Source organism: Brevundimonas sp. FV1ye7S (genome assembly GCF_058680995.1).
The window spans coordinates 325,828-339,083 of the sequence record NZ_CM178726.1 but is presented as its reverse complement, the minus strand read 5'-3'; the positions used below and the strand labels follow the sequence as shown (position 1 = coordinate 339,083).

13 protein-coding genes and 1 tRNA gene are annotated in these 13,256 nt (G+C 67.4%); 6 read left to right on the top strand and 8 right to left on the bottom strand.

Features of this window, described 5'->3' with window-relative positions:
- Positions 1-91: 91 nt before the first annotated feature.
- Positions 92-955 carry a cation diffusion facilitator family transporter gene (locus tag ACW18C_RS01580; protein ID WP_492072418.1) on the bottom strand — a complete coding sequence of 288 codons (864 nt, stop codon included), beginning with the start codon at positions 953-955 and terminating at the stop codon, positions 92-94.
- Positions 956-973: 18 nt separating this feature from the next.
- Between ACW18C_RS01580 and ACW18C_RS01575 the strand changes: the two genes are divergently transcribed.
- Positions 974-1,159, top strand: coding sequence for a hypothetical protein (locus tag ACW18C_RS01575; protein WP_492072416.1), 186 nt, complete (start codon positions 974-976; stop codon positions 1,157-1,159).
- A 6-nt stretch (positions 1,160-1,165) separates the two neighbouring features.
- On the opposite strand, the gene ACW18C_RS01570 is transcribed toward ACW18C_RS01575, so the two are convergent.
- The 4 genes from ACW18C_RS01570 to argH are packed head-to-tail and all read right to left on the bottom strand — an operon-like array spanning position 1,166 to position 4,744.
- The gene (locus ACW18C_RS01570) at positions 1,166-1,822 is read right to left on the bottom strand and encodes a hypothetical protein (RefSeq protein WP_008262528.1); all 657 of its coding nucleotides are present in this window, start codon (positions 1,820-1,822) and stop codon (positions 1,166-1,168) included.
- A gap of 49 nt (positions 1,823-1,871) precedes the next feature.
- Positions 1,872-3,146, bottom strand: a complete 1,275-nt coding sequence (gene lysA, locus ACW18C_RS01565; protein ID WP_492072414.1) for a diaminopimelate decarboxylase — start codon at positions 3,144-3,146, stop codon at positions 1,872-1,874.
- Between the two features lie 6 nt (positions 3,147-3,152).
- A complete protein-coding gene (locus ACW18C_RS01560) occupies positions 3,153-3,383 on the bottom strand; it encodes a hypothetical protein (protein ID WP_008262007.1) in 231 nt (76 codons plus the stop codon).
- Positions 3,380-4,744, bottom strand: coding sequence for an argininosuccinate lyase (argH, locus tag ACW18C_RS01555; protein ID WP_492072412.1), 1,365 nt, complete (start codon positions 4,742-4,744; stop codon positions 3,380-3,382). Before argH ends, ACW18C_RS01560 begins: the two co-directional genes overlap by 4 nt.
- A gap of 70 nt (positions 4,745-4,814) precedes the next feature.
- Between argH and ACW18C_RS01550 the strand changes: the two genes are divergently transcribed.
- Positions 4,815-5,480, top strand: coding sequence for a TlpA family protein disulfide reductase (locus tag ACW18C_RS01550; protein WP_492072410.1), 666 nt, complete (start codon positions 4,815-4,817; stop codon positions 5,478-5,480).
- Between the two features lie 7 nt (positions 5,481-5,487).
- Here the strand turns inward: ACW18C_RS01550 and ACW18C_RS01545 are convergent, their stop codons facing one another.
- Both ACW18C_RS01545 and ACW18C_RS01540 read right to left on the bottom strand, forming a co-directional pair.
- Positions 5,488-5,796 (bottom strand): hypothetical protein, encoded by a 309-nt coding sequence (locus tag ACW18C_RS01545; protein WP_492072408.1) that lies wholly within the window; start codon positions 5,794-5,796, stop codon positions 5,488-5,490.
- Between the two features lie 499 nt (positions 5,797-6,295).
- Positions 6,296-6,372, bottom strand: a tRNA-Met gene (locus tag ACW18C_RS01540).
- Between the two features lie 221 nt (positions 6,373-6,593).
- Between ACW18C_RS01540 and ACW18C_RS01535 the strand changes: the two genes are divergently transcribed.
- From ACW18C_RS01535 to ACW18C_RS01520, 4 genes are all read left to right on the top strand, one after another.
- Complete coding sequence (locus tag ACW18C_RS01535; protein ID WP_492072406.1) at positions 6,594-7,829, top strand: PQQ-dependent sugar dehydrogenase; 1,236 nt, start codon at positions 6,594-6,596, stop codon at positions 7,827-7,829.
- A gap of 56 nt (positions 7,830-7,885) precedes the next feature.
- The gene (locus ACW18C_RS01530; RefSeq protein ID WP_292149417.1) at positions 7,886-8,107 is read left to right on the top strand and encodes a hypothetical protein; all 222 of its coding nucleotides are present in this window, start codon (positions 7,886-7,888) and stop codon (positions 8,105-8,107) included.
- Positions 8,108-8,367: 260 nt separating this feature from the next.
- Entirely contained in the window at positions 8,368-9,573 is a 1,206-nt protein-coding gene (locus ACW18C_RS01525; protein WP_426025562.1) for an acetyl-CoA C-acetyltransferase, read from the top strand.
- A gap of 16 nt (positions 9,574-9,589) precedes the next feature.
- Positions 9,590-11,782, top strand: a complete 2,193-nt coding sequence (locus ACW18C_RS01520) for a 3-hydroxyacyl-CoA dehydrogenase NAD-binding domain-containing protein (RefSeq protein WP_492073945.1) — start codon at positions 9,590-9,592, stop codon at positions 11,780-11,782.
- Positions 11,783-12,135: 353 nt separating this feature from the next.
- Here ACW18C_RS01520 and recA read toward each other — a convergent pair whose 3' ends face one another.
- Positions 12,136-13,215 carry a recombinase RecA gene (recA, locus tag ACW18C_RS01515; protein ID WP_008261712.1) on the bottom strand — a complete coding sequence of 360 codons (1,080 nt, stop codon included), beginning with the start codon at positions 13,213-13,215 and terminating at the stop codon, positions 12,136-12,138.
- Between the last annotated feature and the right edge of the window lie 41 nt (positions 13,216-13,256).

Here is a 13,256-nt window from a genome sequence, read left to right as displayed (position 1 = left end):
AGACTTTGCCGCTCTTCGCTATGCGGCGGGTCCTGAGTCTATGGATCCTAGGCACAAGGCCCAGGATGACGGTTGTGGGGGTGGGTGGAACTCAACACCCCGGACAGTCCGGCAGGGCCTCGCTCTCGAGCTGAAGCGTCGTGTGGCGGATCGAATGGCGTTTCGCCACGGCCTGGGCCTCCATCAGCAAGGCCGCCCCGTCTTCGCGGTCATGGACCAGGTGGGCCGTCAGGGCGGTCTCGGTGGTGGACAAGCCCCAGACGTGGAGGTCATGGACCTCGCGAACCCCGTCCAGCCCCGCCAGAGCGCGTTCCAGCGCGATCATGTCGACGTCGCCTGGGGCGCCGTCCATGGCCAGATTGACTGAATCCTTCAGCAGGCCCCAGGTGGACCACAGGATCACCGCGACGATGACCAGGCTGACGATCGGATCGACCAGGGACCAGCCGGTCAGCATGATCAGCCCGCCGGCCGCCACCACCCCCAGCGACACGCCGGCGTCGGCCATCATGTGCAGATAGGCGCCCCGCGCGTTGAGGTCGTGCTGGGACTTCATGAACAGCAGGGCCGTGCCCAGATTGATGAAGAAGCCGATGGCCGCCACCGTCATGATCACGCCCGAGCCGACCGGCGCGGGTTCTGCAAAACGCCGCACGGCCTCGAAGGCGATGGCCCCGCAGGCGAAGATCAGCAGCAGGGCGTTGCCCAGGGCCGCCAGCACCGTCGCCTTGCCGAAGCCGTAAGTGCGCCGGCCGCCCGCCGCCCCGTGCGCCCCGCGCCGCGCCAGCCAGGCCGCGCCGCCCGCCATGGCCAGGCCCAGGACATCCGACAGATTATGCCCGGCGTCGGCCAGCAAGGCGGTCGAATCCGCGATCAGCCCCGCGCCGAACTCGCAGAACACGAAGGCCAGATTGACCACCAGGCCGACGGCGTAGCGCCAGTCGCCGGTGTCCACCGGTCCATGGGCGTGCCCATGCCCATGATGATGGTGGTGATGGCCATGCGAAGAGTCATGGCCGTGATCATCATGATCGTGCCCATGATCGTGCCCATGATCGGAATGGTCGTGTTCGAGCGAGACGTTCATGGCTCCGCCTATACGCCTTTTGCGCCAACGGCCAAGCTGGTACTTGATAACGCATTGAATGTTATCATGTAATATCCATCAATGCGGTTGGAGAACGATCACCAGCCCCAGGGCGATCAGGGCCACGCCCAGCACCGCCCCCTCATAGCGCGCCCACCGCTCCATCCGCAGGATCGACGCGCCCGCGCTGGCCAGGCCCGTGAACACCGCCATGCCGGCGATGGTGCCGACGGCGAAGACCAGGGTCAGCAGAGCCAGGGCCGCCAGGCCCTGGGAGGCCGAAGACAGATAGATGGGCAGCAGCACCTCGCCCGGCGACACCGCCATCATGGCGACCAGGCCCAGGAAGGCGGCCTTGTCGGACACGGCCGGCGGCGCGGCCTCCATCGTCGGGCCGCCGGCCGTTGCGGGCCGCAACACCGTGGCGCGCGCCAGATAGAAGGCGCCGAACAGGAACAGCAGCACCGCCGCCAGATGAGGCAGGAGCCCCTCGACCCACTGATCCAGCGCCAGGCCCGCCGCCACGATCAGGCCGCCGACCACCGCCGTCGAGGCGATATGGGCCAGGCCCGCCGCCGTTACGGCCAGCAGCACGCGCGACGCCCGCCAGCCCTGCGCCCGACCCACCAGGGTGAAGGGCAGCCAATGGGTCGGCAGGGCGGCGTGCAGGAAGGCCGCGACGAAGCCGCCCCCGAGCAGGGACAGCAACACGGACGGTTCGGAGACGGGCGACATGGGCGGGCCTATACTCCGTTACTTTATAACGGTCGAGACCAATTCCACCTTACAGCCAGTCGGCGAAGGGTTCCCGGTCCAGCATGTCTTCATAGGTGGGGCGCGGCCGAATGACGGCCCACTGGTCGCCGTCGACCAGAACCTCAGGGACCAGGGGGCGGCTGTTGTATTCGCTGGCCATGACGGCCCCATAGGCGCCGGCCCCGGTGAAGACCACCAGATCCTCGGCCTCCAGCGGCGGCAGGCTGCGGTCGCGCGCAAAGGTGTCGCCCGTCTCGCAGACCGGCCCCACCACGTCATGAGACAGGGCGGCGCCGGGACGGGGATTGACCAGCTTGATGTCGTGGAAGGCGTCGTACAGGGCCGGGCGCATCAGGTCGTTCATCGCCGCGTCCAGCACCAGGAAGCGCCGCCCGTCCGAGCGTTCGTTGACCTGGATCACCTGGCTGAGCAGCACCCCGGCGTTGGCGGCCAGCAGACGCCCCGGCTCGAACGCCGCCTCGACGTCCAGCCCGGACAGGACCCGCGCGGCCATGGCCACATAGTCGGCCGGCGACGGCGGTTCGACCCCGCCCGAATAGGGCACGCCCAGGCCGCCGCCCAGGTCCAGCCGCGTCACCGCATGCCCCTGGGCCCGTAGATCGCGGGTCATCTGGGCCAGCACCGTGAAGGCGGCCTCCAGCGGGGCCAGGTCGGTGATCTGGCTGCCGATATGACAGGCCAGGCCCACGGGCGTCACATGGGGCGAGGCCGAGGCGCGGGCGTAGAGGGCCATCGCCTCCTCGACCGGCACGCCGAACTTGTCGCCCTTGCCGCCCGTGGTGATCTTGGCGTGGCCGCCCGCCCCGACGTTGGGATTGACCCGCACGGCCACGGCGGGCGACGCCTGCATCAGGGCGGCGACCGCGATCAGCCGATCCAGCTCGGCGCCGGATTCGATATTGATCTGGCGCACGCCGACGCCGATGGCGAAGACCATCTCCACATCCGTCTTGCCGACGCCGGAGAAGATGATCCGGTCGGCGGGGATGCCCGCCGCCAGGGCCCGACGAATCTCGCCCTCGGACACCGTGTCGGCGCCCGAGCCCAACTTGGCCAGAGTCGCCAGCACCGACAGGTTGGAGTTGGCCTTGACCGCAAAGGCGATCAGGGCCTCGCCCAGGGCCTCGCGATGGGCGTCGGCGGCGGCGCGCAACAGGCCGTAGTGCCGCTTCAGCGTCGCGGTGGAATAGACATAGACGGGCGTCCCCACCTCGTCGGCGATGATCTCGAGCGGGACGCCTTCGGCGTACAGGGCGCCGTCCTTCAGGTCGAAATGATGCAAGGCGGCCTAGCGGGGATCGTTCTGGGCGGCGCCGGCGCCGATCGGATTGGAGGGACCGCCGTCGATCGGCACGCTGCTGGACGGGCGGTTCAGGGTCGCCGGTTCGGGCAGGCCGGGGGCGCGGCTGCTGCGCGGCGCGCGCTCGGTCTCGCGCGCCGGCGATTCCAGGTCGGCCATGCGGCCGCAGCCGGCGGCCGACAGGGCGAGCAGGCCCGCGAGGATCAGGGTCTTTTTCATAGGCGGGCTCTCCAGTCGGCGATGCGCGCACGGACCTGTTCCGGCGCGGTGCCGCCATAGCTCTGACGGCTTTGGCACGAAGCCTCGGCGGTCAGCACCTTGTAAACCGCTTCCGTGATCCCCGGCTCGAGTTTCTGCATTTCCGTCAGCGGCAGTTGCGACAGGTCCACGCCCATCGCCTCGGCCTGTTTCACAGCCGCGCCCGTCACATGGTGCGCCTTGCGGAAGGGCAGGTTCAGTTCGCGCACCAGCCAGTCGGCCAGGTCGGTCGCGGTCGAGAAGCCGGCGCCGGCCGCCGCCGCCATCCGTTTAGTGTTGGGCCGCAGGGCCGAGACCATGGCGGTCATGGCGACCAGGGCCAGGTCCAGGGCGTCGAAGGCCTCGAACACCGGCGGTTTGTCTTCCTGCATGTCCTTGGAATAGGCGAGCGGCAGGCCCTTCATCACGGTCGACAGGGCGACCAGCGAGCCCAGGATCCGGCCGGTCTTGGCCCGGACCAGTTCGGCGGCGTCGGGATTGCGCTTCTGCGGCATGATCGACGACCCCGTCGTCAGGTCGTCCGGCAGGCTGGCGAAATCGAACATCGGCGTCATCCAGACCACGATCTCCTCGGCCAGGCGCGACAGGTGTCCCGCCGTGATCGAGGCGGCGGCCAGGCTTTCCAGGGCGAAATCGCGGTCCGACACCGCGTCCAGCGAATTGGCCATCGGCCGGTCGAAGCCCAGTTCGGCCGCCGTAATGTGGCGGTCGATCGGGAAGGGCGAGCCGGCCAGGGCGGCGGCGCCCAGCGGGCTCTCGTTCATCCGCGTGCGGGCGTCGGCGAACCGGCCGGCGTCGCGGCCGAACATCTCGACATAGGCCATCAGATGGTGACCCAGGGTCACGGGCTGGGCGGTCTGCAGATGGGTGAAGCCGGGCATCAGGTCGCCGGCGTGCTGCTCGGCCCGGTCCAGCAGGGCGGCCTGAAGCGCCTTCAGCTGGGCGATGGTGCGGTCGGCGGCGTCGCGGACCCACAGGCGGAAATCGACGGCCACCTGGTCGTTACGGCTGCGGGCGGTGTGCAGCCGGCCCGAGGGTTCGCCGATCAGTTCCGACAGCCGGGCCTCCACATTCATGTGGATGTCCTCGAACTGGTCGCGGAAGGGGAAGGTCCCGCCGACGATCTCAGACTCGATGGCGTCCAGCCCGCCCAGGATAGCCTCGGCGTCCGCCGCCTGGATCACGCCCTGTTTGGCCAGCATCCGGCAATGGGCGCGCGATCCGGCCAGATCCTGACGCCAAAGACGCTGGTCCACGCCGATGGAGACGTTGATCGCCTGCATGATCTCGGCGGGGCGCGACGAAAAGCGACCGCCCCACATGTCTTGACCTGCGGGCTTTGCCGGGGCCTTAGAAGCACTGGCTTGGGCGGTATCGGAGGCGGCGTCTGTCATGAGTGGCTCGAGAAAGGCGATCTGGGCGGTCGTCGGCGCGCTCGTGCTGTTCAGCACGCTCGCCGGCGCCGGCGGCTTGGCGATGTCGCTATACGCCAATCATAGGCAGAAGGCGCAACCCCAGACGACGCCCGTCGCGAAAAGCGATCTGGCCCAGTTCGCCGTCGGGCCGCTGGCGTCGCTGGAGACGCCGTCCGAGCTGAAGACCGCGCCGGAATACATGTTCCGCGACCGCAACGGCACGGCCGTGCGGTTCTCGACCTTCGAGGGCAAGGTGGTGGTGGTCAATCTGTGGGCCATGTGGTGCGCGCCGTGCCGCACCGAAATGCCGACCCTGGCCCAGCTGGCCCGGTCCTATCAGCGCAACGAGGATCTGATCGTCCTGCCGATCAATGTCGACGCCTCGCCCGACGCCCTGGCCGACGCCAGGAGCTTCATCGACGTTCACGAGCCCCTGCCGCTGTACAGCGACATCAAGTTCCAGCTGCCGTTCGAGTTTCCGGGCAAGGGCAAGATGCCCCAGACCATCTTCCTGGATCGCGAAGGCCGCATCCGCGCGACCTTCTCGGGCGAAGCCGACTGGAACAGCCCCGAGGCCCACGCCCTGATCGACGCCCTGCTGGCGGAGGGCGCGCCCCCGGTCGGGGCGACGCCGGGCGCCTGATCGGAACTCAGTTTTCGGCCGGCACACGCTGGTCGGTGTTCGGGTTGACGGCGCCGGGCTTGCCCTCGGCGGCGGCCTCGGCCTGGTTTTCCTCCAACTCGTCGGCGACATTGCCCGCGCCGGTCTCGACCGCCTGAGCGGCCTTCATGGCGCCGGACTCGATGACTTCGCCCGCCTGGGCGGCGACTTCGCCGGTGCGATCCGCAGCCGCCTCGGCGTTGGCTTCGGTCTTTTCCTGCTCGGCCTCGGTGCAGGCGGCGGCGCCCAGGGACAGGACGGCGGCGGCTGTCAGCAGGGCTTTCGTACGGATGGTCATGAGGTCTCTCCGGTCAAGGTTGTCGGCCGCTGAACGCGGCAGGACCGGGCCGGTTGCCAAAAGAGCTTCTTCGAGGTCGTTTGCCACAGACACAACTTCAGGTAACAAAAGAAAACCCACAGTTGCTTGCCGGCTATAAACATGGTTCCCTCTCTTAGGGAATAGTCCCCAGGAGGAATGAAATGAAATTGTTCCGTTCGAGCTTCGCCCGGGTCAGCGCTGCCCTCGCGGGGGCCGCTACTGCGTCGCTTGCTTCCGTGACTGTGGCGTCTGCCGATCCATCAGATCCTGTCTGCATCATGCCGCCCGAAGACTACTGCACATACTTGGGCGGCTATACCTACGGTACGACGGCTTGGAAGCAATGCTATCGCACCGCCAGCGCGCTATATTACGGCGAGTACTGCGGCGGCATTTGGTCATAAAATTCCAACAGAACCTATCGGTCCGCTCTTTAAGGGCGGACCATTTCCCTTGGGCATCGGAACTTATGAGAAGGTGGTGACTGGAGGCGGGATCGAACCGCCGACCTGTGGGTTATGAATCCACCGCTCTAACCATCTGAGCTACCCAGTCGCATCCCGTCTCCGGGCGTCCGCGCGACCTGGGGCCGGCGCGAAAGAGGCGTGCCTATATCGCCGTCGGGCGCGCGGTTCAAGTCGTCTCGACGCAGATCGTGCGGCGATGCGGCGCAGGACAGGCCTCGGCGGGAACGGTAACGCTGAAGGGGTCGTTGCCGATGTCAGCCCTCAGTCCGTCCCAGATCCCCTCAAGACCTTGCCGGAGCTTCCCCCGCCATGCGCCTGATCGTCCTCGCCGCCTCGACCTCCCTGCTCGTCCTCGCCGCCGCCTGCGGCGCCAACGGCGAGAGCGCTCCGGCCTCAAGCCAGGCGGGCGCGGCGCTGGAGACCCGGCCGGCCAACAACCCCGACCAGCAGCCCGCCTTCCCCGGTCAGACCCGGGCGCCGGGGGTGAAGACCGACGTCGCCCTGAGCCACAGCGTCGTCGTCTCGGGCCTGACGCATCCGTGGGGCCTGGCCCTGATGCCCGACGGGCGCTGGCTGGTGACGGAAAAGCCAGGACGGTTGCGCATCATCACTGCCCAGGGCCAGGTCGGCGAACCGGTCCAGGGCCTGCCCCGCGTCGATGCACGCGGCCAGGGCGGCCTGCTGGACGTTATCACAAGCCCCGGATTCGGCCAGGACCGGCTGATCTACTGGAGCTATGCGGAGCCTCGTGAGGGCGGCAACGCCACCTCGGTCGCCCGGGGTCGCCTGTCCGACGACGGGGCGCGGGTGGAGGACGTCCAGGTCATCTTCCGCGCCCTGCCCGTCTATGACGGCGACAAGCATTTCGGCTCATCCCTGGCGTTCGCATCGGACGGCAAGCTCTTCATCACCCTGGGCGAACGCTCCGACAGGCCGATGCGGGCGCAGGCCCAGGACCTGGGCTCGCACATGGGCAAGACCATCCGGATCAACGCCGACGGCTCCGTGCCCCAGGACAATCCCTTCGTCGGCCGTGAGGGCGCCCTGCCCGAGATCTGGAGCCTGGGCCATCGCAACGTCCAGGGGATCGCCGTCCAGCCCGGCACGGGCGCAGTCTGGACCATTGAGCACGGCACGCGCGGCGGCGACGAGGTCAACCTGGACAAGCCGGGCCTGAACTATGGCTGGCCTGACGCGGCCTATGGCGTGGAATACGCGGGCGGACAGATCACGGGCGGCAATACGCAGGCGCAGGGCACGGAGCAGCCGGTCTATTACTGGGATCCGGTCATCGCGCCGGGCGGGGCGACCTTCTATCAGGGCGCCATGTTCCCCGGCTGGGACGGCGATCTGCTGGTGGCCGGCCTGAAGGAGAAACACATCGCCCGGCTGGTGATCGAAAATAACCGCGTCGTCGGCGAGGAGCGGCTGCTCACCGACCTGGGCGAACGCGTCCGCGACGTGGCTGTGGGGCCGGACGGCGCGGTCTGGGCCATCACCGACGAGGACGACGGCAAGCTGGTCAGGCTGGCGGTCGCGCGCTAGCCTGCACCCGGTCGGGGTCGTCCGAACGCCTCGGCGTTCCATTATGGAGATTCCCCATGCGTACTCTCATTCTGTCGAGCCTGATCGCCCTGCCCCTGCTGGCGGCCTGCGGCACGACCAAGGGCGTAAACAGCTACCAGGCAGACATGGACGCCCTTGAGGCGGCCTGCACCGCACGTCAGGGCATACTGACGCCCACCGGCCTGCAGAGCGGCCGGCCGGAGACCGACTACGCCTGTCGGATCACGGGCGTCGCGAGCCGCATTCCGTCGAACTGAGCGACGCCCGGAGCGGCCCGTCTTCAGGCCGCTCCGGATCAGACGCACCGTCTTCTGCCTCTGGCGTCCTTGTCGTCATCGCCCCGCATGCGGCAGGCGACATGGCGGTCGCGGCCGTTCACGCGGCTTATTACTTGACGTTGACGTAAACGTAGGGTTCTTGGCGTTCGAGCTTAGACCCGTCCTTTCCCCGACCGTCGCGCGACGCCCAATCCTCATCGGGCGCCGAGCGCAGGGGCCAAAAATGGAGACTCACGCCCATGGCTGACGCCTATATCTACGACGCCGTCCGCACCCCGCGCGGCAAGGGCAAGAAGGACGGCTCGCTGCACGAGATCACCGGCCTCAGCCTGGCGACCCAGGTTCTGGAGGCCCTGCGCGACCGTAACGACCTGGACACCTCCAAGGTCGATGACGTCATCCTGGGCTGCGTCACCCCCGTGGGCGAACTCGGCGCCGACATCGCCCGCACGGCGGTGCTGTCGGCCGGCTGGTCGCAATATACCGCCGGGGTTCAGGTCAACCGCTTCTGCGCCTCAGGCCTGGAAGCCGTGAACATGGCCACGGCCAAGGTGAAGTCCGGCGAGGCCGACTTCGCCGTCGGCGGCGGGGTCGAGGCCATGAGCCGGGTGCCCATGGGTTCGGACATGGGCGCCTGGCCCACCGACCCGTCGTCGGCCTTCCCCACCTATTTCGTGCCGCAAGGCGTGTCGGCGGACATGATCGCGACCAAATACGGCTTCAGCCGCGACGACGTGGACGCCTATTCGGTCGAAAGCCACAAGCGCGCCGCCCAGGCCTGGGCCGAGGGCCGGTTCAAGAAGTCGGTCCTGGCGGTCAAGGACCAGCTGGGTCTGACCATCCTGGACCGTGACGAGACCATTCGTCCGAACACGGACATGCAGACCCTGGGCGGCCTGAACCCCTCCTTCACCATGATGGGGGAAATGGCGTTCGACAGCGTGATCAACCAACGCTACCCCGAGGTCGAGCGCGTCAACCACGTCCACACCCCGGGCAACTCGTCCGGCATCGTCGACGGTTCGGCCGGCGTGCTGATCGGTTCGCTGGAAGCCGGCCAGGCCCTGGGCCTGAAGCCGCGCGCCAAGATTCTGGGCGGCGCCTCGATCGGTTCCGAGCCGTCGATCATGCTGACGGGTCCGGAATATGTGACCCGCAAACTGCTGGGCAAGCTGGGCATGACGCCCGACGATATCGACGTGTGGGAGCTGAACGAGGCCTTCGCCGCCGTCGTGCTTCGCTACATGCAGGCCCTGAACATCGACCACGCGAAAATGAATGTGAACGGGGGCGCCATCGCCATGGGGCACCCCCTGGGCGCCACCGGCGCCATGATCACCGGCGCCGCCCTGGACGAGCTGGAACGCTCGAACAAGTCGACGGCCCTGATCACCCTGTGCATCGGCGGCGGCATGGGCACCGCCACCGTCATCGAACGCGTCTGATCCGGAGCGAATGACTATGGAAAACTTCAAGATCGACATCGACGCCGACGGCATCGCCGTCATCGCCTTCGACGTCCCCGGCCGTTCGATGAACACCCTGACCTCTTCGGTGATGAAGGAAATCCCCGAGCTGGTCGAACGGATCAAGACCGACGAGTCCATCAAGGGCGCCGTCATCACCTCGGGCAAGGCGTCGGGCTTCTGCGCCGGCGCGGACCTGGGCGACATGGCCGGCGGCGTCCTGTCGGGCGGCGGCGACCTGCAGAAGGCGTTCGACGCCGGCTGGAAGCTGAACGGCGCCTTCCGCGCGCTGGAGACCTGCGGCAAGCCGGTGGCGGCGGCGATCAACGGCCTGGCCCTGGGCGGCGGGCTGGAGTTCACCCTCGCCTGCCACTATCGCGTGGTCGAGAACGACAACAAGATCCAGCTGGGCCTGCCCGAGATCAAGGTCGGCCTGTTCCCCGGCGGCGGCGGCACCCAGCGCCTGACCCGCCTGGTCGGCGTCCAGAACGCCATGATGGCGATGAGCGAAGGCAAGTCCTTCCGCCCCAACGACGCCAAGGGCGCCGGCATCGTCCATGAGGTGGTCGAGAAGGGCCAGTCGGTCGAGGCCGCCAAGACCTGGATCAAGAATGGCGGCAAGGCCATCCAGCCGTGGGACGACAAGTCGTTCAAACTGCCCGGCGGCGGCCCCTATCACCCGGCCGGCATCCAGAACTTCATGGTCGGCAACGCCATGCTGCGCAAACAGTCCTACGGCAACTATCCGGCCGTGGTGAACCTGATGAAGGCCGTCTACGAAGGAACCCAGGTTCCGATGGATGCGGCCCTGCGCATCGAGACCCGCTATTTCATCAAGACCCTGATGACGCCCCAGGCCCAGGCCATGATCCGCAGCCTGTTCCTGTCCAAGCAGGAGCTGGACAAGGGCGCCGTGCGTCCCGTGGACGTGCCCAAATCGGACCCGAAAAAGGTCTCGGTCCTGGGCGCCGGCATGATGGGTGCGGGCATCGCCTATGTTCAGGTCATGGCCGGGATCGAGACGGTGCTGATCGACCAGACCCAGGAAGCCGCCGACAAGGGCAAGGCCCATGTCGAGGAGCTGCTGAAGAAGCGTCTGTCGCGCGGTCAGATGACGCAAGACAAGTATGACGCCACCCTGGCCCTGGTCACGGCGACGACCGACTATGACCACATCAAGGGTTCGGACCTGGTGGTCGAGGCCGTGTTCGAAAGCCGCGAGATCAAGGCCGACGTCACCAAGCGCGCCGAGGCCCAGCTGGTCGAGGGCGCCGTCTTCGGCTCCAACACCTCGACCCTGCCGATCACCGGCCTGGCCGAGGCCTCGGTCCGGCCCGAGGACTTCATCGGCATTCACTTCTTCTCGCCCGTCGACAAGATGATGCTGGTCGAGATCATCCTGGGCGAGAAGACGGGTCAGGCCGCCATCGCCAAGGCGCTGGACTATGTGCTGAAGATCAAGAAGACGCCGATCGTCGTCAACGACAGCCGCGGCTTCTACACCTCGCGCTGCTTCTCCACCTTCCTGATGGAAGGCATGGCGATGCTGGAAGAAGGCTACGGCCCGGCCCTGATCGACAATGTCGGTCGGATGACCGGCATGCCGCGCGGCCCGCTGGAGATGCACGACGACGTCGCCCTGGACCTGTCCTACAAGATCGCCAAACAGACGGCGCTGGACCTGGGCGACAAATATGTCCCGTCGGAAGGCGCCGACATCGTCGCCAAGATGGTCGAGGGCGGACGCTACGGCCGCAAGAACGGCAAGGGCTTCTATGACTATGATCAGAAGCCCAAGACGATCTGGAAGGGGCTGAGCGAGCTGGCGCCGACCACCAAGGGCATCGACAAGCCCGAAGAGGCGACCGCCTTCGCCCAGATCGACGAGCTGAAGACGCGCCTGCTGTATCGCCAGGCCGTCGAGGTCGCCCGCTGCTGGGAAGAGGGCGTCATCGACGACCCGCGCGAGGCCGACCTGGGCGCTATCCTGGGCTGGGGCTTCGCGCCCTGGACCGGCGGCCCGATCAGCATGATCGACGGCATCGGCCTGGCCCAGTTCGTCGAGACGGCGGATCGTCTGGCGGCGACCTACGGCGACCGGTTCAAGGTCCCGCAGCTGCTGCGCGACATGGCCGCCAAGAACGAGACCTTCTACGGCAAGTTCTCCCCGGAGAAGGCCGCCGCCTGATCGGTTGCGGACATCGTAGAACGACGGAACGGGCGGCCTTCGGGCCGCCCGTTTTGGTTTGGCGGCGCTTACATTTTGTCATCCTCCGACAAGCCGCGTCTTCGCGGCGCAGATCGGGGACCCAGCGGCGCGCGTGAGCGCGAACCTGTCACGCATACGGTCTCACAACAGTACGGCGGAAGCATTTCGCCTTCGGCGCCGCTGGCTCCCCCGGTCGCGCTACGCGCGCCGGAGGATGACGAAAGAAAAAAGACCCGCCCGACACGAGGTCGGACGGGTCGCTCCGCCGCCCCTCGCGGGGTCGGTGGCGGGTCGCTTGGGGCGACGGAGTGTCTAGGAAGGCGAGACGGTCGTCAGCCTTCGAGATCCTGGCCTTCGTCCGGCTCGGGCGTGCCCAGCAGTTCGTCGGCGATCTTGCTGGTCGAGGCGCGCACCGCCTTTTCGATCGAGGCGGCGATGTCCGGGTTCTGTTTCAGGAATTCGCGTACATTCTCGCGGCCCTGACCGATCCGGGTCGAGTCATAGCTGAACCAGCTGCCCGACTTCTCGATCACCCCGGCCTTGACGCCCAGGTCGATGATCTCGCCCAGTTTGGAGATGCCCTCGCCGTACATGATGTCGAAGATGACCTCGCGGAACGGCGGGGCGACCTTGTTCTTGACCACCTTGACCCGGGTGGTGTTGCCGACGACCTCGTCGCGGTTCTTGATCGCGCCGGTGCGGCGGATGTCCAGGCGCACCGAGGCGTAGAACTTCAGCGCATTGCCGCCCGTCGTCGTCTCGGGCGAGCCGTACATGACGCCGATCTTGTGACGGATCTGGTTGATGAACAGGACGATACAGTTCGACTTGGAGATGGAGGCCGTCAGCTTGCGCAGCGCCTGGCTCATCAGACGCGCCTGAAGGCCCGGCAGGCTGTCGCCCATTTCGCCCTCGATCTCGGCGCGCGGCGTAAGCGCAGCGACGGAATCGACGACCACGATGTCCACGGCGCCGGAGCGCACCAGGGTGTCGACGATCTCGAGCGCCTGTTCGCCGGTGTCCGGCTGGGACACCAGCAGATCATCCAGGTTCACGCCCAGCTTTTGGGCATAGCCGGGGTCCAGCGCGTGTTCGGCGTCGACGAAGGCGGCGGTGCCGCCGGCCTTCTGAACCTCGGCCACCGTATGCAGGGCCAGGGTCGTCTTGCCCGAGGATTCAGGGCCGAACACTTCGATCACCCGCCCGCGCGGCAGGCCGCCGATGCCCAGGGCCATATCCAGGCCCAGGGATCCGGTGGACACCGAGGGGATCACGTCGGCGACCCCGCCCTTGCCCAGTTTCATCACCGAACCCTTGCCGAAGGCGCGATCGATCTGGGCGATCGCCGCCTCCAGGGCCCGTTGCTTGTCGCCGTCTTCCTTGCCCACCAGTTTCAAAGCCGCCTGTGCCATTGCCTTCGTCTCCCTTGCCATGATTCCCGTCAGAAGCTTGG

What these genes read in the sequence shown, in the direction of transcription:
- ACW18C_RS01570 (WP_008262528.1), bottom strand. Translation starts at nt 1,822, where the DNA reads ATGTCGCCCGTCTCCGAACCGTCCGTGTTGCTGTCCCTGCTCGGGGGC.
- recA (WP_008261712.1), bottom strand. Translation starts at nt 13,215, where the DNA reads ATGGCACAGGCGGCTTTGAAACTGGTGGGCAAGGAAGACGGCGACAAG.
- ACW18C_RS01550 (WP_492072410.1), top strand. Translation starts at nt 4,815, where the DNA reads ATGAGTGGCTCGAGAAAGGCGATCTGGGCGGTCGTCGGCGCGCTCGTG.
- ACW18C_RS01530 (WP_292149417.1), top strand. Translation starts at nt 7,886, where the DNA reads ATGCGTACTCTCATTCTGTCGAGCCTGATCGCCCTGCCCCTGCTGGCG.
- argH (WP_492072412.1), bottom strand. Translation starts at nt 4,744, where the DNA reads ATGTGGGGCGGTCGCTTTTCGTCGCGCCCCGCCGAGATCATGCAGGCG.
- ACW18C_RS01535 (WP_492072406.1), top strand. Translation starts at nt 6,594, where the DNA reads ATGCGCCTGATCGTCCTCGCCGCCTCGACCTCCCTGCTCGTCCTCGCC.
- ACW18C_RS01525 (WP_426025562.1), top strand. Translation starts at nt 8,368, where the DNA reads ATGGCTGACGCCTATATCTACGACGCCGTCCGCACCCCGCGCGGCAAG.
- ACW18C_RS01520 (WP_492073945.1), top strand. Translation starts at nt 9,590, where the DNA reads ATGGAAAACTTCAAGATCGACATCGACGCCGACGGCATCGCCGTCATC.
- ACW18C_RS01545 (WP_492072408.1), bottom strand. Translation starts at nt 5,796, where the DNA reads ATGACCATCCGTACGAAAGCCCTGCTGACAGCCGCCGCCGTCCTGTCC.
- ACW18C_RS01575 (WP_492072416.1), top strand. Translation starts at nt 974, where the DNA reads ATGCCCATGATGATGGTGGTGATGGCCATGCGAAGAGTCATGGCCGTG.
- ACW18C_RS01560 (WP_008262007.1), bottom strand. Translation starts at nt 3,383, where the DNA reads ATGAAAAAGACCCTGATCCTCGCGGGCCTGCTCGCCCTGTCGGCCGCC.